We start from the raw sequence: 21,447 nt of genomic DNA, 5'->3' as shown, positions 1-21,447 counted from the left end.
CTCAGACAAACCCCAATAAACGGAAAGCATCATCCTGCGGGTGATAATCCAGCAGGCGGGAGGTTTCCTCCAGCGACAGCCGTTTGTAGCGGTTGTCGGAGATGCCGTGCACTACCGCATAATGCACACCATCGACGCGAATACAGCGGTCCAGCAGGTCGGCAGCGTCGCGGTGGCTGAGGAAGGCGCTCATATCGCGGGCGCTGACCTGCTGGCCCGGCTCCAGCGTGCAGAAGTTGGCGAGACGCACCGACAGCGCGGATAATCCCTCCTGATAGGCAAAATAGGCGGCGATGCCTTCGCCGAACGCCTTGCTGGCACCGTACAGGTTTTTCGGTCGCGGCGCGTCGTCCGGCCGCACCTGATAATCCAGCGGATAGCCTTCCACCGCCTGCGCGCTGCTGGCGAACACCACGCGCCGGCAGCCGGCGTCTTTGGCGGCGCGGAAGATATTAAAGGTGCCGAGGATATTGTTGTCTTTGAGCGAGCCGCAAAAATCGGCGTCGGGCGAGGGGGCGGCGGCCAGGTGCAGCACGGTGTCGATGCCGTCGCAGGCGCGGCGGCAGGCCTGCAGATCGCGGATGTCGCAGGCGATGATTTCATCATGCGCGCCGATATCGGTCAGGAGGGCGGTATCGCGCTCCGCCAGCCGCAGCGCATGGCGTCCGGCGATAGCCCGTCGATAGACGGTGGCCACCCGGCCTCCGGCGCCGGTAATCAGGATACGTCCTATCTCATTACGCAACGTCATGGCTTTTAATCCCTAAAGCAAATTACGCTGGTCCAGTAATAATCCCATGAAGTATTTTTGTCCAGAATAATATTAATAATTCTGATGGTTATTGTTGGTAAGACCGCTGAAGGGATAGGTAACGCGCTGATGTAAAATATTTTACATACAGACGGCTGAAAATAACGCTATTTTACGTCAGGGTATGGATATAAATACCGAGTTTTCACCCGGTTATTTCTCCGCCACCGCCGGCAGCGCACGCCTGGTGGCAGATTATTTAGTTAGTTAAGCTTATCTATTTGCGGGTGTTGTCCGGCGCTCAGGCGGATGCGCGTTCACTGTCGCGGTAGCGCTGACGCGCATGCTCAAACCAACTGGCGGGTACGCTGTGCGGCGGCAGCAGCAGCGCCGCCAGCCCCTGTTCGACGATATGGTGGGCCTGCTGCCAGAGTTGGCGATCCCCTTCGGTCAGGACTTCCAGCAGGCGCTGTTTTTCAATCAGATAGGTGCGGGCGAAGTGGCTGTCGTAGGTCAGCAGCGAGCGGGTGTTGTCGATCAAATCCGCCAGCTTGATGGTTTTTGCCTGCGGTGAGGCCTGCGCGCTGTGGCGTCGGTCGTCATTCTTACGCTGGTAACGGTTGCCGCTGCCGGGCGTGCTGACGTTGGTCAGCATGCCGACCAGTTCCGCCACCTGCGGGCCAAAGCGGCTTTCCAGGTCGGCCAGCGTGGTTGGCGTGTCTTCCACCGTGTCGTGCAGCCAGGCCGCCGCCAGCATTTCGTCGGTATGGGGAACGCTGCGGACCAGCTCCATCACCGCCTGCGGATGCACAATATAGGGATCATTGGTGTATTTACGGCGTTGATCGATGGCCGCATGCGCCTTGGTGGCATAGCGGCGCGCACGTTCTACCAGCGTTGCGCTCATGGCTGTTCCCTCCCGTCCTGTGGCACGCAAATGCGTTCCTGTAAATAAAAAAATAGCACAATCGTCGGGTGTTAGCTTGCTATTTTATCGTGTGCTATATATGTTTAAACAATGAAAGATAACAATACATTCAACGAAAAAAACGCGCTGCAGCTCGATCAACAGATGTGTTTCGCGCTCTACTCGGCCAACCTGGCGCTGCATAAGGTGTATCGCAAACTGCTCAGCCAGCTGGAGCTGACCTATCCGCAATATCTGGTGATGCTGGTGCTGTGGGAGCGGGATGAGATCACCGTATCCGATATTGGCGAGCGGCTGTTTCTGGACTCCGCCACGCTGACGCCGCTGCTGAAACGTCTGGAGGCCGCCGGGCTGTTGGTGCGCTATCGTGCCGCCGCCGACGAGCGGCAGGTGATTATTGCGCTGACCGACGCCGGCCGTGCGCTGCGCGCCAAGGCGCAGTCGGTGCCGGAAGCGGTGATGTGTGCTTCTGCCTGTAGCCTGGAGGACGTACAGAGCCTGAAGCAGCAGCTGGAAACGCTGCGCGGCAACCTGCTCGGACAGGTGTAACGCTGGGTGGCGGGCAGCACGCACGATCGTCGATCGTGCGCTAAACTGAAAATGAGTCTGTTAAGTATATAGCGTGCGATTTAATCGCGAGCTCATCTGGCGCCGCGGCATCTATGACGGGCGACGCCTGTTGGCCCACTCGAAAAAAGGAAGCAAAGATGTCTATTGAAAAAGTTGTGTACCGCGCTCATGCAAAAGCCACCGGCGGCCGTGATGGTCGTGCTACCTCATCTGACGGCGTACTGGACGTGAAACTGGGCGTGCCGAAAGAGATGGGCGGCGCCGGCGGCGAGGTCACCAACCCGGAACAGCTGTTTGCCGCAGGGTATTCCGCCTGTTTTCTCGGCGCGCTGAAGTTCGTCGCGGCGAAGGAAAAGGTCAAAATTCCTGCCGATGCCGCCATTGAGGGCACGGTGGGCATCGGAGAAATCCCGAACGGTTTCGGCATTGAAGTGCAGTTGGATATCAGTCTGCCGGGGGTTGAGCGCAGCGTGGCGGAAGATCTGGTGCAGAAAGCGCACGTGGTTTGCCCATATTCCAATGCCACCCGTGGCAATATTGATGTTATATTAAACGTGAAATAACGCGTTCGAGCGCTGATCAATGGAGGGGAAACCCTCCATTTTTTGTTTTTTCTCCTGCCTCGCCCCGCGTCCTGAAGCGGCAACACGCCCATTGCTTAAGAATCATCCTGATTCTCGACTAAAAAATAGGGCTTATTGTCGATCGGCTGAACCTGCCGACGCATTGAGTGTCTGAATGGTTTCAGAACAGTTTAAAAGTCCCCCGGAGTTACCGCGTTGCATGAACAAAGTTAAATCGCTATCACAGCAGAATTTATCGTTATTGTTAGCGATCTATATCGGCATCTTTTTAAACCTTTCCGTTTTTTATCGTCGTTTTGATTCATTTGCGCACGGCATTCAGGGGATTAAGGTTGTTTCCGCAATAACGGAAGTTGTTGCTATCGTTCTGTTCACCTTCTTTATCATGCGTCTGATATCGCTGGGCGGCCGGTTGTTTTACCGCATCGTCGCCTCGCTGCTGGTATTGATCTCGGTGGCGGCCAGCTATTACATGACCTTCTTCAACGTGGTGATCGGCTACGGCATTATCGTGTCGGTGATGACCACGGATATCGATCTGTCGAGAGAAGTGGTCGGCATGCACTTTGTGGTGTGGATGCTGGTGGTCAGCGCGTTGCCGCTGCTGCTGATCTGGCGCAACGACCTGCGTGATACGCTGATTGAACAGCTGAAAACGCCGGGCCGGCGGCTGAAGCCGCTGCTGGTGCTGCTGGCGGTGGTTGCGCTGGTGTGGCTGCCGCTGCGCACGCTGGATAAAGAGCAGACCGCGCAGGAGAAAATCACCAATATCGACCTGCCGAGCTATGGCGGCGTGGTGGCGCACTCTTACCTGCCGTCCAACTGGCTGTCGGCGCTGGGGCTGTTTGCCTATACCCGCTACGATGAAAGCCAGGACGCCGCCAATATGTTCGACCCGGCGCAGCACTTTACCTACGTGGCGCCGGACGGCCTCGATGATACCTATGTGGTGTTTATCATCGGCGAAACCACCCGCTGGGACCATATGGGCATGCTGGGCTATGAGCGTGACACCACGCCGAAGCTGTCGAAAGAGAAAAACCTGGTGGCGTTCCGCGGCGAGTCCTGCGATACCTCGACCAAGCTGTCGCTGCGCTGCATGTTTGTGCGCGAAGGCGGCACCTCGGACAACCCGCAGCGCACGCTGAAAGAGCAGAATATTTTTGCGGTGCTGAAAGAACTGGGCTTTACCTCCGAGCTGTTCGCCATGCAGAGCGAGGTATGGTTCTACAACAACACCGACGTGAATAACTACTCCTTCCGCGAGATGATCGCCTCCGAGAAGCGCAATGACGGTAAATCGGTCGACGATATGCTGCTGGTGGATGAGATGAAAGAGTCGCTGGCGCGCTATCCGAAGGGCAAGCACCTGGTGGTGCTGCATACCAAAGGCTCGCACTACCTGTACTCGCAGCGCTATCCGCGCAGCTATGCGCGCTATCAGCCGGAGTGCATGGGGGTGGATGATTTCTGTTCCAAAGATCAACTGATCAACGCCTATGACAACACCGTGCTGTATACCGACAGCTTTATCGATAAGGTGATTGACCAGGTGCGCGATAAGAAAGCCATCGTGTTCTACGCTGCCGATCATGGCGAATCGATCGGCGAGAACTCGCACCTGCACGGCACGCCGCGTGAGATGGCGCCGCCGGAGCAGTTCCGCGTGCCGATGATCGTCTGGGCCTCGGACAAATATCTGGCGGACGACCATAACCGCAGCGCGTTTGAGCGTCTGCAGGCGCAGCAGCGGGTGGGCAAATCCCACCGTCACGTCGAGCTGTTTGACACCATTCTCGGCTGCCTGGGCTATACCTCGCCGGACGGCGGTATCGTCGCCAAGAATAACTGGTGCAACAACCCTAATGCGGCACCGGTATCGGCCAAGGCGACGCCTGCTCCATCGGCGCCGGCTGCCGGCGCGGTCGCCAAGCCGTAACCTGACCGACCGGGCGCCGTCGCTGCTTTTTTGGCAGATTCGGCGCTTTTATCGCCGTTTGCAACGGCGGGGCGAAAAAGTGATTGACGCCCCTGTGCGCCAGCAGTAAGATGCGCCCCGCATCGGCGAGTAGCGCAGCTTGGTAGCGCAACTGGTTTGGGACCAGTGGGTCGGAGGTTCGAATCCTCTCTCGCCGACCACCATTCGAAAAACCTGCTTTTTAAAGCAGGTTTTTTTTCGTCTGTAGCGGATAGAGGATGAGACAAAACTGTCGGGAACAGTTTTGAACAACGCGTTAGCGTTGGCCCGTAAGGGTGAGCGCAGGATGCGCGAAATAGCCTCCGAAGGAGGTTTGAGCCGAGCGCAGCGAGACCACGTTGCGCAGCAACGCCCGAAGGGGGCGCATCTTTGATGCGCATAATCCTCTCTCGCCGACCACCATTCGAAAAACCTGCTTTTTAAAGCAGGTTTTTTTTCGTCTGTCGATCGGCCATACCGTGGCCGTGAGGATGGAGATACGCCGCCACAGGCTCCCCCCACTTTTTTCCCTGCGCGCAGATAGTTGCCGAGCGGCGCGAAAAAAGCGCGCATCGGACTCACTCTTTCGGGGTATTCGTCAGCATTTCGTTCTGCTTTTGCAGCCAATCGTAAAAATAACCGTTCAGATTTTCAGCATTTAACAACAAACTTTTTTAGTTTTTTCTCGGAGTTTAACGCTGGTTAATTTTTGTTACTCAGGGAATCACACTGAAAAATTGTCACATAGCATAAGTTTAATGCTGTATATGTTAACAAATGGTTTTTTTTATGTTTGTTTGCTGTTTCTCACAGTCTGCGTAAAACCCCACTGGTTATATTGACGCCACCCTCAACAGTTGGCAACTTGATAGCCTTAGGGGTTAGAGCGAGAGCTGTTTGAGTGGCGACCACCCGCTTAAACGCCTATTTCCGGATGCGTTCCATCCGGCTCATTTCTGACCCTGGCCGCCGCACAGACCGCGCAATAAAAAAATACAGGTCTGGCGGACATTAACCCCCACGATTTCATGCTGCAGGAAAGCGGCACCCCAGAACGGCGCACTGCCTTGGCAGTGGGCCGGGTAAGGGCCGCCGCCGCACCGGCCAGCGGAAACGTGACGGGTATACACACATCACATCACAAATGGAGCACTAACGATGACGAGTTCCTTGACCAAATCGGGGATGCTGAAATTCGGTATAGGACTGGTGGCGCTGACCGTCGCCGCCAGCGTACAGGCGAAAACGCTGGTTTACTGTTCTGAAGGTTCGCCGGAAGGTTTTAACCCGCAGCTGTTCACCTCCGGCACCACCTATGACGCCAGCTCGGTGCCAATCTATAACCGTCTGGTGGAGTTCAAGCTCGGCACCACCGAAATCGAGCCGAGCCTGGCCGAAAAATGGGACGTCAGTGAAGACGGCAAAACCTACACCTTCCACCTGCGTAAAGGCGTGAAGTGGCAAAGCAGCAAAATCTTTAAGCCGACGCGCGATTTCAACGCCGACGACGTGGTCTACTCCTTCGAACGCCAGCAGGATCCCAAACACCCGTACCACAAGGTCTCCGGCGGCAGCTATGAGTACTTCCAGGGCATGGGCATGCAGGATTTGATCGCCAAGGTGGAGAAGGTGGACGATCACACCGTGCGCTTTGTGCTGACCCGCCCGGAAGCGCCGTTCCTGGCCGATTTGGGCATGGATTTCGCCTCGATTCTGTCGGCGGAATATGCGGACAACATGATGAAAGCCGGCACGCCGGAAAAAGTGGACCTCAACCCGGTCGGCACCGGTCCGTTCCAGCTGCTGCAGTACCAGAAAGACTCGCGCATCCTGTATAAAGCGTTTGACGGCTATTGGGGCACCAAGCCGAAGATCGACCGTCTGGTGTTCTCCATCACCCCGGATGCCTCCGTGCGTTACGCCAAGCTGCAGAAAAACGAATGTCAGGTGATGCCGTATCCGAACCCGGCCGACCTGGCGCGTATGAAGCAGGACAAAACGATCAACCTGATGGAACAGCCGGGGCTGAACGTCGGCTATGTGTCGTTTAACGTCGAGAAAAAGCCGCTGGATAATGTGAAGGTACGTCAGGCGCTGACCATGGCAGTCAACAAGCAGGCCATTATCGATGCGGTCTATCAGGGCGCCGGTCAGGCGGCGAAAAACCTGATCCCGCCGACCATGTGGGGCTACAACGACGCGGTGAAGGATTACGCCTACGACCCTGAAAAAGCGAAGGCGCTGCTGAAAGAGGCCGGCATGGCGGAAGGCTTCACCATCGACCTGTGGGCGATGCCGGTACAGCGTCCGTACAACCCGAACGCCCGCCGTATGGCGGAGATGATTCAGTCCGACTGGGCGAAGATCGGCGTCAAGGCCAAAATCGTTTCCTATGAGTGGGGTGAATACCTCAAGCGCGCCAAAGACGGCGAGCACCAGACGGTGATGATGGGCTGGACCGGCGACAACGGGGATCCGGATAACTTCTTCGCCACGCTGTTCAGCTGCGCGGCGGCGAAGGACGGTTCCAACTATTCACGCTGGTGCGACAAGTCGTTCGAAGCGCTGATTCAGCCGGCGCGCGCCGCCTCTGACCATAACAAGCGCATCGAACTCTACAAGCAGGCGCAGGTGGTGATGCACGACCAGGCGCCGGCGCTGATCATCGCCCACTCCACCGTTTACGAGCCTGTGCGTAAAGAAGTCAAAGGCTACGTGGTGGATCCGCTGGGTAAACATCACTTCGAGAACGTATCCCTGGATTAATGCGTAACCGGGCCGGGTTTACCCGGCCCTGACAAGCCGGGGATGGCGCATCAGCCGCAGGCACAACGCGTTGCGCCTGCGGCTGCCCGTCCCCGCCAGGATCTTTTCAGAAGATGTGAGCTTAATAAGCCCGGCGGACGATGAGCTGTCGGGCGCCTATACAGAGAGTTCGGGATATGTTGCAGTTCATACTCCGACGTTTGGGGTTAGTTATCCCAACGTTTATCGGCATTACTTTGCTGACTTTTGTCTTTGTGCACATGATCCCCGGCGATCCGGTGACGATCATGGCCGGGGAACGCGGGATCTCCGCAGAGCGCCATGCGCAGATCATGGCGGAAATGGGGCTGGACAAGCCGCTGTATCAGCAATATTTCACTTACGTATCCAATGTGCTGCAGGGCGACTTGGGTACGTCCCTCAAGAGCCGTATTTCCGTCTGGGACGAGTTCGTGCCGCGCTTTAAGGCGACGCTGGAGCTGGGCATCTGCGCGATGATATTCGCCGTGCTGGTGGGTATTCCGGTCGGCGTGCTGGCGGCGGTGAGGCGGGGATCGATTTTTGACCATACCGCGGTGGGCATCTCGCTGACCGGCTATTCGATGCCGATTTTCTGGTGGGGCATGATGCTGATCATGCTGGTATCGGTGCAGCTGAACCTGACGCCGGTCTCCGGCAGGATCAGCGATACGGTGTTCCTTGACGATACTCTGCCGCTGACCGGCTTTATGCTGATCGACACCCTGTTCTGGGGCGAGCCCGGCGATTTTGTCGATGCGGTGATGCATATGATTTTGCCGGCAGTAGTGCTGGGCACCATTCCGCTGGCGGTGATCGTGCGTATGACCCGTTCGTCGATGCTGGAAGTGCTGGGGGAGGACTATATCCGCACCGCGCGCGCCAAGGGCGTCAGCCGTATGCGGGTGATTGTGGTGCATGCGCTGCGCAACGCGCTGCTGCCGGTGGTGACGGTGATTGGTCTGCAGGTCGGCACGCTGCTGGCGGGCGCCATTCTGACCGAAACCATCTTCTCCTGGCCGGGCCTTGGCCGCTGGCTGATTGAAGCGCTGCAGCGGCGCGACTACCCGGTGGTGCAGGGTGGGGTGCTGCTGGTCGCCTGTATGATCATCCTGGTTAACCTGCTGGTAGACGTGCTCTACGGCGTGGTTAACCCACGTATTCGTCACAAGAAATAAGGGGCGCCGTAATGACTCAAGTAACTGAGCCGGTAGCCGCCGGCGCGCCGAAGCCCATGACGCCGCTGCAGGAGTTTTGGCACTACTTCAAGCGCAATAAAGGGGCCGTGGTCGGCCTGGTCTATATCATCATTATGCTGGTTATCGCGCTGGGCGCCGGTTTCCTGGCGCCGCATGCGCCGGCGGAACAGTTCCGCGACGCGCTGCTCAAACCGCCGGTCTGGCAGGAGGGCGGCAGCTGGCAGTTTATTCTCGGCACCGACGACGTGGGCCGCGACGTGCTGTCGCGCCTGATGTTCGGCGCACGCCTGTCGCTGCTGGTCGGCTGTCTGGTGGTGGCGCTGTCGTTGATTATGGGCGTGGTGTTCGGCCTGCTGGCCGGCTACTGCGGCGGCGTGGTGGACGCCGTCATCATGCGCGTCGTCGATATTATGCTGGCGCTGCCGAGCCTGCTGCTAGCGCTGGTGCTGGTGGCGGTATTCGGGCCGTCGATCGTCAATGCGTCACTGGCGCTGACCTTCGTCGCCCTGCCGCACTACGTGCGCCTCACCCGCGCGGCGGTGCTGGTGGAGGTCAACCGCGACTACGTCACCGCCTCACGGGTGGCGGGCGCCGGGGCGCTGCGCCAGATGTTCGTCAATATTCTGCCTAACTGTCTGGCGCCGCTGATCGTGCAGGCGTCGCTCGGTTTTTCCAATGCCATTCTCGATATGGCCGCGCTGGGTTTCCTCGGTATGGGCGCACAGCCGCCGACGCCGGAATGGGGCACGATGCTCTCCGACGTACTGCAGTTCGCGCAAAGCGCCTGGTGGGTGGTGACCTTCCCGGGGCTGGCGATTCTGCTGACGGTGCTGGCGTTTAACCTGATGGGGGACGGTTTGCGCGATGCTCTCGACCCCAAACTCAAGCAGTAACTGAGGAATGGATCATGGCGTTATTAAATGTAGATAAGCTTTCGGTGCACTTTGGTGACGAAGGCGCGCCGTTCCGCGCGGTTGATCGCATCAGCTACAGCGTGGAGCAGGGGCAGGTAGTGGGCATTGTCGGCGAATCCGGCTCCGGCAAGTCCGTCAGTTCGCTGGCGATTATGGGGCTGATTGATTATCCCGGCCGGGTGATGGCCGATAACCTGGCGTTCAACGGCCAGGATTTGCAGAAACTGTCAGAGAAAGAGCGCCGCCAGCTGGTGGGCGCCGAAGTGGCGATGATTTTCCAGGACCCGATGACCAGTCTGAACCCGTGCTACACCGTCGGTTTTCAGATTATGGAAGCGCTGAAGGTGCACCAGGGCGGCAGCCGCCGCACCCGGCGTCAGCGCGCGGTCGATCTGCTGACGCAGGTGGGGATTCCCGACCCGGCGTCGCGGCTGGACGTCTACCCGCATCAACTGTCCGGCGGTATGAGCCAGCGCGTGATGATCGCCATGGCGATCGCCTGCCGGCCCAAGCTGCTGATTGCCGATGAGCCGACCACCGCGCTGGATGTCACCATCCAGGCGCAGATCATCGAGCTGCTGCTGGAGCTGCAGCAGCGTGAAAACATGGCGCTGGTGCTGATTACCCACGACCTGGCGCTGGTGTCGGAAGCGGCGCAGCACATTATCGTGATGTACGCCGGCCAGGTGGTGGAGTCCGGCAAGGCGTCGGAAATCTTCCGCGCGCCGCGCCATCCGTATACCCAGGCGCTGTTGCGCGCGCTGCCGGAGTTTGCCGCCGACAAGGCGCGCCTGGCGTCGCTGCCGGGCGTGGTGCCGGGCAAGTATGACCGCCCGGGCGGCTGTCTGCTCAACCCGCGCTGCCCGTACGCCACCGAGCGCTGCCGCAATGAGGAGCCGGAACTGCGCAGCATTCCCGGCCGTCAGGTTAAATGTCACACACCGCTGGATGATGCGGGGAGGCCGACCGTATGAGCCAGAATCAACCTTTACTGCAGGCCACCGGGCTGAAGAAGTATTACCCGGTGAAGAAAGGCCTGTTTGCGCCGGAGCGGCTGGTGAAAGCGCTGGATGGCGTCTCTTTCACCCTGGAGCGCGGCAAGACGCTGGCGGTGGTGGGGGAATCCGGCTGCGGCAAGTCCACGCTGGGCCGCCTGCTGACCATGATTGAGACGCCGACCGACGGCGAGCTGTACTATCAGGGGCAGGATCTGCTGAAGCCGGACGTCACGGCGGAAAAGCTGCGCCGGCAGAAGATCCAGATCGTGTTCCAGAACCCCTACGGATCGCTCAACCCGCGCAAGAAGGTCGGGCAGATCCTTGAGGAGCCGCTGCTGATCAACACCTCGCTCAGCGCCGCCGAGCGGCGGGAGAAGGCGCTGGCGATGATGGCCAAAGTCGGGCTGAAAACCGAGCATTACGACCGCTATCCGCATATGTTCTCCGGCGGCCAGCGGCAGCGTATCGCCATCGCCCGTGGGCTGATGCTGAATCCGGACGTGGTGATCGCCGATGAGCCGGTCTCCGCGCTTGACGTGTCGGTGCGGGCGCAGGTGCTTAACCTGATGATGGACCTGCAGCAGGAGCTGGGGCTGTCCTACGTGTTTATTTCGCACGACCTGTCGGTAGTGGAGCATATCGCCGACGAGGTGATGGTGATGTATCTGGGGCGCTGCGTGGAGAAGGGCAGTAAGGACGCCATTTTCAACAATCCGCGCCATCCGTACACTCAGGCGCTGCTGTCGGCGACACCGCGCCTGAACCCGGATATGCGTCGGGAGCGCATCAAGCTGAGCGGCGAGCTGCCCAGCCCGATGAACCCGCCGCCGGGCTGTGCGTTCAACGCCCGCTGCCGCCGGGCGTTCGGCGCCTGTACGCAGCGCCAGCCGCAGCTGCGCCAGTATGGCGAGCAGATGGTGGCGTGTTTTGCCGTCGATCAGGATGAGGAGCGCGGATAACCCGTAGGGGAGCAGGGGCCGTAGCGGCGGCCCCTGTTATTCAGCCAGGCAGAAATAAGGTCGCCGGCGACGAGCGGATAAGGAATACGGCCATTTTTCCTGATGTCGGAAAGGTTAAATAGCGTCGCCTTTTTATGTCATAAAATGGCGAAAGTATGCAGAGTGACTAGCAGGGTAATTATTTTTTTACCGCGGTTAAAAACAAGAATAGTATTTGTATTCAGAATGTTCCTAGTCTCGATTTTGACATGATTCAAATAAAACGGGCGCATATTTTATGCGCCCGTTTTCTCTTTGCCATCCTTGCTATTGCGGGTAGGGCACCCAGTCGCCGCCGTTAAGGCGAATATAGGTTTTACCCTGATATTGCATCACCACCGCATTATCATTCTCAGAGATTGGCGCGGTCTGCGGCAGCCCCTGAGTCAGCGTCTGCCAGTCCACCTGGTCGGCGCTAAAGGCTTTGCCGTCCACCAGGCGCGCCACCAGTTCGGAAATTGCCAGATAGCTGCTTGGTGTTTTCACCTGCAGCGGGCTGCCCGGGTGCGCCGCTGTCATGCCGACCAGCTTAATGCCGACCGGAATATGGGTGATGCTCGGGCTGGGGATATCGCGCAGGCCGGACATCTGCATTTTGTCGCCGACCAGCGCCGCGCCGTGCTCCGGCACGATGACCACCATGACTTTACGGCCGGACTTCTCCAACTGGTCGAGGAAGGTGTTCAACTGGTCGAACAGCTGCTGCGCCCGCGGCGCATAGTCGGCGGTCTTTTTCGAACCGACGAAGCGGTTGCCGTCGTGCAGCGGAATCAGGTTGAAGAAGGTCGCGGTGCGCGCTTCGCCGCCGTTTTTCTGCTGTTCCAGCCAGCGGCTCAGCAACTGCAGATCGTTGTAAATCGGTTCGCCGTCAAACGAGCCCAGCTCATTGCCGATGCCGTTCTGCGACATCAACGGCGCCTGCATATCACCTTCCTCGCGCAGCTCTTTCAGGTAATTGCCGAACACGCCGGAGTGGTCCATCATCAGTTGCTCTTTGAAGCCCAGTTTCGCCAGGTTATCAAACAGGTAGCACTGCTGGTTCACCGGCTGGTACAGGTCGCGGTGCGACGTCTGGCCGCAGCTGGCGCGCAGCAGGCGAATCGACGCCGGGCCGCTGTAGGCGGTCGCCGAGTTGAAGTTGTCGAACATGATGTCCATTTTGGCCCACAGCGGGTGATTCTGCAGCCCGGAGGCCTCAATATCCGACCAGGCCAGCGAGCAGATATTGATCACCAGCAGGTCGAACGGCTGGGCATCGGCCGGCAGCGACGCCGGGAAGGCGGTGGCGCGCTTTTTCTCCTGCTGATAGAACCGATCGAGGTAGGCCGTCAGATTAGCGCTGGTGGGCGGCCCGCTGGCGGCGGGCAGCTGGCCGTTGGCGGTGTCGTCGCCGGACGCCGGCGTAGCGGCAGGCCCCGGCGTCGCCGCGGTGCTGGGGGCGGATGGCAGCAGGGAAAACGCCGGGCCGCCGATGGCCAGCAGGTTGAGCCAGACCAGCGCCGCGACGGTAAATACCGTCACGCGGATCCACTGCGACAGGAACAGGTAGCCGATCAGCGCCACAAAAGCCGCGCCGACCATTTGCCAGTTGATAAAGCGTGTTACCAGTTCCAGCAGGTAGTCGGCGCTGAAGCCGGTGAGCTGCGAGCCCTGGCTGAGAATGCTGCTGATACCCGGTAGCCAGGTGTCGTGATAGAACAGCGCGAAACCTATCGGGATCGCCAGCCAGTGGCGCCAGCGGTGCAGCCGCAGCGAAGGGAGCGGCATCAGCAGGAAAGCCATAAATACCAGGTTGGCCAGCGGGTGGAAGTTCAGATATCCGAACCACAGCAGACCGAATTTAATCAGAAAATAGTAGTTCCAGCCGCCGAGACCGCGCCAGTAGCGCCACAGCGCGTGCGTGGTGTGCGTCGTGTTTTTATCGTTCATTGCGGTTTCTTACGCTTAGTCTGAGAGGTGGAACCATCGCGCGACCACAGTCCGGCCGACTGCAGATAACGCGGTGAAAGAAAACGGTTTTTTATATTGCGCCAGCCGTGGGGGAAGCGGCGGTGCAGTCCATAGCCCAGCGGGAGAAAGATAATCGCGCACAGCAGCACCAGCTGTACGATGTCGTCCAGATTGATCATGCCTGTTTCTCCTGAGCGACGGGCAGGGTGATGGCCACCGGCTGACGGCGCACGGGCGGCGCGGCGTCCGCGTTTTTCTCCGCCGTTTTGGCAGCGATCGGCGTTTCCTGCCGGGCGGCGGGGGTAGCGACGCCCTGCGCCATACGCTTGATTTCCGAGTTGATATCGACGTCCTGATACCATACTACGCGGTTGCTGAACGCCTCCTCCACCGGCAGGCGCAGGATGTGCCGCAGCGCGGTGTCCAGATCGTTGATGCGGCAGGTGGAGAGAAACAGCAGCAGCCGTCCCTGCGCCACGGTCATCACGTCGCCGAAACGGCGCAGCTGGCACAGCGTCATCGCCTGTTCGGCGCGCAGCCCCGGCGCCGGACGCAGCGCCACCATCACGCCTTTGCCGTCTTCCGGCAGCAGGGTATTGCCCATCAGCGAGCGCACCGCCGCCGTAAACGCCTCAGGGCGCAGATAGCCTTTCAGCTGCAGCGGGCGCAGGCCGGACAGCAGCACGTCGATATCTGCCGGCACGTGGCGTGAGAAGCGCTGCCCCTGGATGCCCTCCAGCATGGTGAGAAAGCGCGACAGCGGCGCGACGTGCGGCACAATCAGGTTGGCGCCGCAGGCCAGCAGCAGGCGTTCGTCGCTGTAGCGCAGGCTGGCGCGCATTTCACGCACCACGATTTTCAGACCGTTGCCGCGCTGCCGGCGCAGGCTGTGGATCTGCTGCGCCAGCGTATCGATCTCTTCGCTGTGGTACAGGGCGAACACCAGCGTGGCAGACAGCATCAGCATGCCCTGCTGCGCCAGTTGGGCGTTGTTTTCCAGCAGTTGCCAGTTGGCGGACAGCGGCGGCGCGCCTTCCAGCACGCGCTGTTCCGCCAGGTAGATATGATCGTCGTTGCGTGCGGCGCTGGGGGCGGGTTTCTGGTCGTCTTCCCCCTGCCAGCCCTGCTGCGCGGCGTACAGCGTCAGCAGTTGATTGGCGTTGACGCCGTTTGCCGTGCCCCACCAGTTCACCAGGTACTGCGCGCTGTCCTGCTGCCACAGCAGGCTGGCCAGCCCGTCCAGCGCGCGATGCTGTGCCGCCAGCTGGCCGCGCAGTTTATTGACGCCGTTGCCATGGCTGAGCACCACCAGGGTGCACTGCCGGCGGCGCAGCCAGTGACCCAGCTCGCGCAGCCAGGCGTGGAGCTCTTCACGGGTGAAGGTTTGCCACAGGCTGGCGTGGGCCAGCAGGATCAGCAGACGGTTGTGTGGCTTCAGGGCGCGGGTCAGATCGTCGCTGAGGCTGAGCAGGGCGGCTTTTTTTTCCGGCAGGGTATACAACGGCAGCTTGTGCAGCGCCGGCGCAGCCAGTTCGCTTAACAGTGCGTCGGGTTTGTCGCCGCTGCAGATCAAGGCGCCGCGGCTGTCTGCGGATTGCGCGGCGATGATTTGACGGCAAAGCAGGTTGGCGTCGGGTTGGCGGTCGCAGTTAATCCAATAAAATCCAGGGGACTGCATGACAGAAAGTTCTTCCCAAATCTGTCGTATTCCTAATGAGAAAGAGTGCGCCATAGGTTTTTCTACTTTCGTTGAAAGCGTCGCGGGTCAATAACTGGCAACTGGATTAAATTAATAAACGATTGTAACATTGTCATCAATAATAACAAATTCGCCACCTGAGTAATAATATCCGACGGGATTTATCTTATTGGGCGTTTCTTTCCATATCATTGCTATAGTTATGTAATATTAGCCTATTTTCAGAGACCGCAGGATGGATAATCAATTAATACGCTCCGATGCGGATTTATCGTCAGAAACGCCGGATGACCTGCAGGCGCTGCGTCACGCTTTCTCCTTACCCCCATTACGTTATATCGATATTTTGCAGCAGGAACGTTTAATGCAAATGATGACGCGTTGGCCGCTGCTGGATGAATTGTCCAAAGAATCAGGGAGTCACTAATTTATGCCGGTAATTGCGCTGCAGGGGATGCGGGGCGGAATAGGAACGACGTCGGTCACGGCGGCGTTGGCCTGGGCATTTCAGCAACTGGGTGAATCGGTGCTGGCGATCGACTGTTCGGCGGATAATTTACTGCGCCTGCATTTCAACACGCCGTTCGCGCTGGCGCGCGGCTGGGCGCGCGCGGAGCTGGACGACGGTGACTGGCGACAAGGGGCGATGCGCTATAGTGAAAACCTCGACTTTCTGCCGTTTGGCCGGCTGAGCGATGCGGAACGCCGCAATCTGCAGCAAAGCCCGACGCCGTGGCGGGAAAAGATCCGTCAGCTGCAGGACGCCGGGCGCTATCGCTGGATCCTGCTGGACGTCCCGGCGGGCGACGATGCGCCGGCACGGCAGGCGCTCGACGCCGCCGACCGGGCGTTTGTACTGCTGACGCCGGACGCCAACTGCCATGCGCGCCTGCATCAGCAGCCGTTGCCGGAGCACGGCCATTTTCTGATTAACCATTACAATCCGCACAGCCAGCTGCAGCAGGATCTGCACCAGCTGTGGCTGCAAAGTCTGCATAACCTGCTGCCGGTGATGGTGCATCGCGATGAGGCGCTGGCGGAGGCGCCGGCGATGAAACAGCCGCTGGGGGAATACCGCCCAGAGAGCCTGGCGGCGGATGAAATTCTGACGCTGGCCAACTGGTGCCTGCTGCATCTGCAGGACAGCGCTGCATGAGCCGGGTGATGCATCTGCTGCTGATGCCGCCGGTCTATCAGGCGGTGCAGACGCGCTATCGCGGCTACCGGCGCAACGGTTCGTCAGCGCTGACCGCCCTGCTGACCACGCTGCTGGTCGCCTGCGGCTGGGCGCTGCTGCGCTTTGAATCACCGTCCTGGCAGCGCATTCGCGCCGGCCGGACTTACTGGTTCCCGCATCTTTCCTCTACCCGGCCGCGTCCGGCCGACGCGCTGCGCTATCTGCTGCAGGCGCTGTGGCTGCTGCTGTTTCGCAGCGGGCGCGGGTCGCGCACACGTTTTACCTTCAGCGGCTGGCGCACGCTGCGCCTGCGCTACCTCAACTGGATGCAACGTTTGCCGCACCGGCTGGCGGACGCCGGCGTCGAGCAGCAGACTACGGCGCGCCTGGGGCGGATGAACCGCCATCTGCGCCGCATCCTGTTTATCTTTGCCGGCGTGCTGGCGGCGATCCTGGCGCTGCTGTGCATCTCCCAGCCGTTCGATCTGTCCGCGCAGTTTGTGTTTGTGCTGCTGCTGTGGGGCATTGCGCTGGTGGTGCGGCGGGTGCCGGGGCGTCTGCCGGCGCTGATGCTGATCGTGCTGTCGCTGACCGTCTCCTGCCGCTATCTGTGGTGGCGCTATACCGCCACGCTGAACTGGGATGACCCGCTCAGCCTGATCTGCGGCCTGTTGCTGCTGGTGGCGGAAACCTACGCCTGGGTGGTGCTGGTGCTGGGCTATTTCCAGACGGTGTGGCCGCTGAACCGTCAGCCGGTTGAGATGCCGCCGGACAGCCGCCAGTGGCCGACGGTCGATCTGATGGTGCCGACCTATAACGAAGATCTCAGCGTGGTGAAACCGACTATCTATGCCGCGCTGGGCATCGACTGGCCGCGCGACAAGCTGAATATCTTTATTCTGGACGACGGCAACCGCCCGGAGTTCCGCGCTTTCGCCGAAGAGGTGGGGGTGAAGTATATTGCGCGCGCCACGCACGAGCACGCCAAGGCCGGTAATATCAACCACGCGCTGCAGCACGCCAGCGGCGAATTCGTGGCGATCTTCGACTGTGACCACGTGCCGACGCGCTCTTTCCTGCAGCTGACCATGGGCTGGTTCTTTAAAGACCGCAAGCTGGCGATGCTGCAGACGCCGCACCACTTCTTCTCACCGGATCCGTTTGAGCGCAACCTGGGCCGCTTCCGCCAGACGCCGAACGAAGGCACGCTGTTCTACGGGCTGGTGCAGGACGGCAACGATATGTGGGACGCCACCTTCTTCTGCGGTTCCTGCGCTATTTTACGGCGTTCGGCGCTGGATGAAATTGGCGGTATCGCGGTGGAAACCGTCACGGAAGACGCGCATACCTCGCTGCGCCTGCACCGTCTGGGCTACACCTCGGCCTATATCCGCATTCCGCAGGCGGCCGGGCTGGCGACCGAGAGCCTGTCGGCGCATATCGGTCAGCGCATCCGCTGGGCGCGCGGCATGGTGCAAATCTTCCGGCTGGACAACCCGCTGTTCGGCAAGGGGCTGAAGCTGGCGCAGCGACTGTGCTACGCCAACGCCATGCTGCACTTCTTGTCGGGCATCCCGCGGCTGATCTTCCTGACCGCGCCGCTGGCATTTCTGCTGCTGCACGCCTATATCATCTTCGCCCCGGCGCTGGCCATCGCGCTGTACGTGCTGCCGCATATGATCCACTCCAGCCTGACCAACTCGCGCATTCAGGGCAAATACCGCCACTCGTTCTGGAGCGAAATCTACGAAACGGTGCTGGCGTGGTATATCGCCCGGCCGACCACCGTGGCGCTGCTCAACCCGCACAAGGGTAAGTTTAACGTCACCGCCAAGGGCGGCCTGGTGGAAGAGGAACACGTCGACTGGGTGATTACCCGGCCATATATGGTGCTGGTGCTGCTGAATCTGGCCGGCCTGTGCTTCGGCGTCTGGCGCATGATGTACGGCCCGGCGGATGAAATCATGACGGTGATCGTCAGCCTGGTGTGGGTGCTGTACAACATGACCATTCTCGGCGGGGCGGTAGCGGTGGCGGTGGAAGCCAAACAGGTGCGTCAGTCGCACCGGGTGGAGATCGCCATGCCGGCCGCGCTGTCGTGCGAAGACGGCCACCTGTATCCCTGCACGCTGCGCGATTACTCCGACGGCGGCGTCGGGGTGGAAATGCGCCTGCCGGATCGGCTGCAAGAGGGCGACAAGGTCGGGCTGCTGCTCAAACGCGGCCGGCAGGAATACAGCTTCCCCTGCGTGGTGACGCGCGCCTTCGGCGCCAAGATCGGGCTGCGCATGGTGGCGCTGACCACCCGCCAGCACATTGATTTTATTCAGTGCACGTTTGCCCGCGCCGATACCTGGGCGCTGTGGCAGGACGGCTTCCCTGAAGACAAGCCGATTGACAGCCTGCGGGACGTGCTGGCGCTGGGCTTCCGCGGCTATCTGCGGATGGCGGACTATGCGCCGCCGCTGGTGCGCGGCGTGCTGGTCGGCGCGATGTCGCTGCTGAGCTGGCTGCTGTCGTTTATCCCGCACGGCGTCGGGCGCAGCGCGACGTTCAGCCAGAAAGAAACCGTGGTGTAGGCCGTGTAACAACAGCCGGCGGGCTTCCGCGCCGGCGCTAACTTTGATGATGATACGATGACGAGAAAAATTACCTGGTTAACCGCGCTGGCCTTAGGCATCAGTACGTTGTCGCAGGCCGCACCCGCCACCGCGCCGGAGGTGACGCCGCCGGCGAACGCCGATGCGCCGCTTGTCGCGCCGCTCAACCCGGCTGCGCCGCAGGATCCGAACGCGCCGGTGCGCGACGTACAGCTGCCGTTTGCGCAGATTGCGCCGCCGCCGGGCACTTTTACCCTGCGCGGCACCCATCCTGACGGGCAGATTGAGTTCGGCGTGCGCAGCGACGAGGTGGTGTCGCAGGCGATGCTGGACCTGGAGTTTACCCCGTCGCCGGCGCTGATCCCGGTAGAATCGCACGTCAAAGTGTACCTTAACGACGAACTGATGGGCGTCACTACCCTGACCAAAGAGCAGCTGGGTAAGCCCAATCGTGTCCAGATGGCGATCGATCCGCGCTATATCACCGATTTTAACCGCGTGAAGCTGGTTTTTGTCGGCCACTATCAGAACATCTGTGAAAACCCGGCCAGCAGCGCGCTGTGGCTCGACGTCGGCAAGGGCAGTTCTCTGAAGCTGCGTTACCAGACGCTGCCGCTGAAAAATGAGCTGTCGCACTTCCCGGAGCCATTCTTCGACAGCCGCGACAACCGTCCGCTGACGCTGCCGATGGTGTTTGCCGGCCAGCCGGATATCACCCAGCAGCGCGCCGCCGGTATTCTGGCTTCCTGGTTCGGCAGCAAGGCGCAGTGGCGCGGGCAGTCCTTCCCGACGCTGTTTAATCAGCTGCCTGAACGCCACGCGGTGGTGTTCGCCACCAACGATCGGCGGCCGGATTTCCTGCGCGATTACCCGGCGGTGAAAGGCCCGACGGTGGAGATGATCAGCCATCCGGATAATCCTTACGTCAAGCTGCTGCTGATTCAGGGCCGCGATGACAACGATCTGGTAACGGCGGTGAAGGGTATCGCCCAGGGCAATATTCTGTTCCGCGGCCAGAACGTGTTGGTGGACAAGGTGGAACAGCTGCAGCCGCGGCAGCCGTACGACGCGCCGAACTGGGTGCGCACCGACCGGCCGATGACCTTCACCGAACTGCAGCAGTATGCCGAGCAGCTGCAAACCAGCGGCATTCAGCCCGGCCCGATTTCGCTGACCATGAACCTGCCGCCGGATCTGTATCTGATCCGCAGCACCGGCATCGATATGCGCCTGAAATATCGCTATACCCCGCCGCGTATTCAGGACGGCTCGCGGCTGAACGTCAGCCTGAATAACCAGTTTATGCAGGCGTATTCACTGCTGCCGGAGCATGAACAAGGTTCGCAGTTGCTGCGTCTGCCGTTGACGCAGGGGCTGATCGACTCGGATAAGAACGTCAATATCCCGGCGCTGCGGCTGGGGGCGATCAACCAGCTGCGCTTCGATTTTGATTACACCACGCTGCTGGCCAGCGGTGCGGAAGGGCGCTGTGAGACTTACTCCTTTACGCAAAACCACGCGGTCATTGACGGCAATTCGACCATCGACTTCTCCGGCTACCGCCACTTTATGGCGATGCCGGATCTGCGCGCCTTCGCCAACGCTTCGTTCCCGTTCAGCCGCCTGGCGGATCTGTCGCAGACGCTGGTGCTGGTGAATAAACAGCAGCAGCCGGCGCAGGTCAGCGCCATGCTGAACGCGCTGGGTAATATCGGCGCGCAAACCGGCTACCCGGCGCTGGCGGTCAAACTGAGCGACGACTGGGGACAGGCCAAACAGGCGGACAGCGATCTGCTGCTGATCGGCGCTATCCCGCCGGAGTTGCGTGACGATAAAAAAGTCAGCCTGCTGGTGGATGCAACGCAGAGCTGGGTGAAACAGCCGCGTCGCCAGCCGACGCTGCCGATGGCGGACGTGCAGGCGGAAGATGCGCAGGCCGACAGTAAAACCAGCGTACGTTCGGAAGGGGCGATGTCGGCGATTATCGGCGTGCAGTCGCCGTTTGATAAGCAGCGCAGTATGGTGGCGCTGCTGGCCGACAGCCCGCGCGGCTATGAACTGCTGAACAACGCGCTGCTGGACAGCGGCAAGCGCGCCGCGATGTTCGGTTCGGTGGCGGTGATCCGTGAGTCCGGCGTCAACAGCCTGCGCGTGGGCGATATTTATTACGTCGGCCACCTGCCGTGGTGGGAGCGCATCTGGCATGCGCTGTCGACCCATCCGGTGCTGCTGGCGGTGCTGGCGGTGATTGTGGTGGTGATCCTGGCGCTGATGCTGTGGCGCGCTCTGAAAGCCTACAGCCGTCGTCGTCTGGCGCCGGAAGATCGGGATTAACGCC

General features: G+C 60.3%; 17 protein-coding genes, 1 tRNA gene and 1 other RNA gene. 14 read left to right on the top strand and 5 right to left on the bottom strand.

From position 1 onward, the window contains the following. Nucleotide 1: 1 nt before the first annotated feature. Together HF675_RS22920 and HF675_RS22915 are read right to left on the bottom strand one after the other, a co-directional pair. On the bottom strand, nucleotides 2-751 hold the full coding sequence (locus HF675_RS22920; protein ID WP_187043834.1) for an NAD(P)-dependent oxidoreductase: 750 nt from the start codon (nucleotides 749-751) through the stop codon (nucleotides 2-4). Between the two features lie 301 nt (nucleotides 752-1,052). Beyond that, nucleotides 1,053-1,658 (bottom strand): HD domain-containing protein, encoded by a 606-nt coding sequence (locus tag HF675_RS22915; protein ID WP_105229297.1) that lies wholly within the window; start codon nucleotides 1,656-1,658, stop codon nucleotides 1,053-1,055. A gap of 111 nt (nucleotides 1,659-1,769) precedes the next feature. Here HF675_RS22915 and HF675_RS22910 point away from each other — a divergent pair, with 111 nt between their 5' ends. From HF675_RS22910 to dppF, 10 genes are all read left to right on the top strand, one after another. Continuing rightward, the gene (locus HF675_RS22910) at nucleotides 1,770-2,228 is read left to right on the top strand and encodes a MarR family winged helix-turn-helix transcriptional regulator (RefSeq protein ID WP_105229298.1); all 459 of its coding nucleotides are present in this window, start codon (nucleotides 1,770-1,772) and stop codon (nucleotides 2,226-2,228) included. 158 nt (nucleotides 2,229-2,386) lie between these two features. Continuing rightward, entirely contained in the window at nucleotides 2,387-2,812 is a 426-nt protein-coding gene (locus HF675_RS22905; RefSeq protein ID WP_105229299.1) for an organic hydroperoxide resistance protein, read from the top strand. Nucleotides 2,813-3,032: 220 nt separating this feature from the next. Further along, nucleotides 3,033-4,772, top strand: a complete 1,740-nt coding sequence (eptB, locus tag HF675_RS22900; RefSeq protein WP_105229300.1) for a kdo(2)-lipid A phosphoethanolamine 7''-transferase — start codon at nucleotides 3,033-3,035, stop codon at nucleotides 4,770-4,772. A 123-nt stretch (nucleotides 4,773-4,895) separates the two neighbouring features. Next, nucleotides 4,896-4,972 (top strand) — tRNA-Pro (locus tag HF675_RS22895). Between the two features lie 113 nt (nucleotides 4,973-5,085). Then, nucleotides 5,086-5,213: non-coding RNA, RtT sRNA (locus tag HF675_RS22890), on the top strand. Between the two features lie 735 nt (nucleotides 5,214-5,948). Next, the gene (gene dppA, locus HF675_RS22885; RefSeq protein ID WP_105229301.1) at nucleotides 5,949-7,556 is read left to right on the top strand and encodes a dipeptide ABC transporter periplasmic-binding protein DppA; all 1,608 of its coding nucleotides are present in this window, start codon (nucleotides 5,949-5,951) and stop codon (nucleotides 7,554-7,556) included. A gap of 176 nt (nucleotides 7,557-7,732) precedes the next feature. Continuing rightward, entirely contained in the window at nucleotides 7,733-8,752 is a 1,020-nt protein-coding gene (dppB, locus tag HF675_RS22880; RefSeq protein WP_105229302.1) for a dipeptide ABC transporter permease DppB, read from the top strand. A gap of 11 nt (nucleotides 8,753-8,763) precedes the next feature. Further along, entirely contained in the window at nucleotides 8,764-9,666 is a 903-nt protein-coding gene (gene dppC, locus HF675_RS22875) for a dipeptide ABC transporter permease DppC (protein ID WP_105229303.1), read from the top strand. Nucleotides 9,667-9,680: 14 nt separating this feature from the next. Continuing rightward, nucleotides 9,681-10,661, top strand: a complete 981-nt coding sequence (dppD, locus tag HF675_RS22870; protein ID WP_105229304.1) for a dipeptide ABC transporter ATP-binding protein — start codon at nucleotides 9,681-9,683, stop codon at nucleotides 10,659-10,661. After that, nucleotides 10,658-11,644, top strand: coding sequence for a dipeptide ABC transporter ATP-binding subunit DppF (gene dppF / locus HF675_RS22865; protein ID WP_105229305.1), 987 nt, complete (start codon nucleotides 10,658-10,660; stop codon nucleotides 11,642-11,644). Before dppD ends, dppF begins: the two co-directional genes overlap by 4 nt. A 306-nt stretch (nucleotides 11,645-11,950) precedes the next feature. Here dppF and bcsG read toward each other — a convergent pair whose 3' ends face one another. Genes bcsG through bcsE form a run of 3 tightly spaced genes read right to left on the bottom strand, consistent with a single transcriptional unit; the run spans nucleotide 11,951 to nucleotide 15,365 of the window. Next, entirely contained in the window at nucleotides 11,951-13,612 is a 1,662-nt protein-coding gene (bcsG, locus tag HF675_RS22860; RefSeq protein WP_187043833.1) for a cellulose biosynthesis protein BcsG, read from the bottom strand. Then, a complete protein-coding gene (bcsF, locus tag HF675_RS22855) occupies nucleotides 13,609-13,812 on the bottom strand; it encodes a cellulose biosynthesis protein BcsF (RefSeq protein WP_105229307.1) in 204 nt (67 codons plus the stop codon). The genes bcsG and bcsF overlap by 4 nt, the downstream gene beginning before the upstream one ends. Beyond that, on the bottom strand, nucleotides 13,809-15,365 hold the full coding sequence (gene bcsE, locus HF675_RS22850; protein WP_187043832.1) for a cellulose biosynthesis protein BcsE: 1,557 nt from the start codon (nucleotides 15,363-15,365) through the stop codon (nucleotides 13,809-13,811). Before bcsE ends, bcsF begins: the two co-directional genes overlap by 4 nt. A 202-nt stretch (nucleotides 15,366-15,567) precedes the next feature. Here bcsE and bcsR point away from each other — a divergent pair, with 202 nt between their 5' ends. The 4 genes from bcsR to bcsB are packed head-to-tail and all read left to right on the top strand — an operon-like array spanning nucleotide 15,568 to nucleotide 21,443. Continuing rightward, nucleotides 15,568-15,759, top strand: a complete 192-nt coding sequence (gene bcsR, locus HF675_RS22845) for a cellulose biosynthesis protein BcsR (RefSeq protein WP_105229309.1) — start codon at nucleotides 15,568-15,570, stop codon at nucleotides 15,757-15,759. Between the two features lie 3 nt (nucleotides 15,760-15,762). Continuing rightward, nucleotides 15,763-16,488, top strand: a complete 726-nt coding sequence (gene bcsQ / locus HF675_RS22840; protein WP_105229310.1) for a cellulose biosynthesis protein BcsQ — start codon at nucleotides 15,763-15,765, stop codon at nucleotides 16,486-16,488. Further along, a complete protein-coding gene (gene bcsA / locus HF675_RS22835) occupies nucleotides 16,485-19,088 on the top strand; it encodes a UDP-forming cellulose synthase catalytic subunit (RefSeq protein WP_105229311.1) in 2,604 nt (867 codons plus the stop codon). The genes bcsQ and bcsA overlap by 4 nt, the downstream gene beginning before the upstream one ends. 57 nt (nucleotides 19,089-19,145) lie before the next feature. Beyond that, nucleotides 19,146-21,443 (top strand): cellulose biosynthesis cyclic di-GMP-binding regulatory protein BcsB, encoded by a 2,298-nt coding sequence (bcsB, locus tag HF675_RS22830; RefSeq protein ID WP_187043831.1) that lies wholly within the window; start codon nucleotides 19,146-19,148, stop codon nucleotides 21,441-21,443. Nucleotides 21,444-21,447: the final 4 nt, after the last annotated feature.

The organism is Serratia sp. JUb9 (assembly GCF_014298095.1).
Classification (GTDB): Bacteria; Pseudomonadota; Gammaproteobacteria; order Enterobacterales; family Enterobacteriaceae; genus Serratia_B; species Serratia_B rhizosphaerae.
This window is presented reverse-complemented; position numbering and strand designations above follow the sequence as displayed.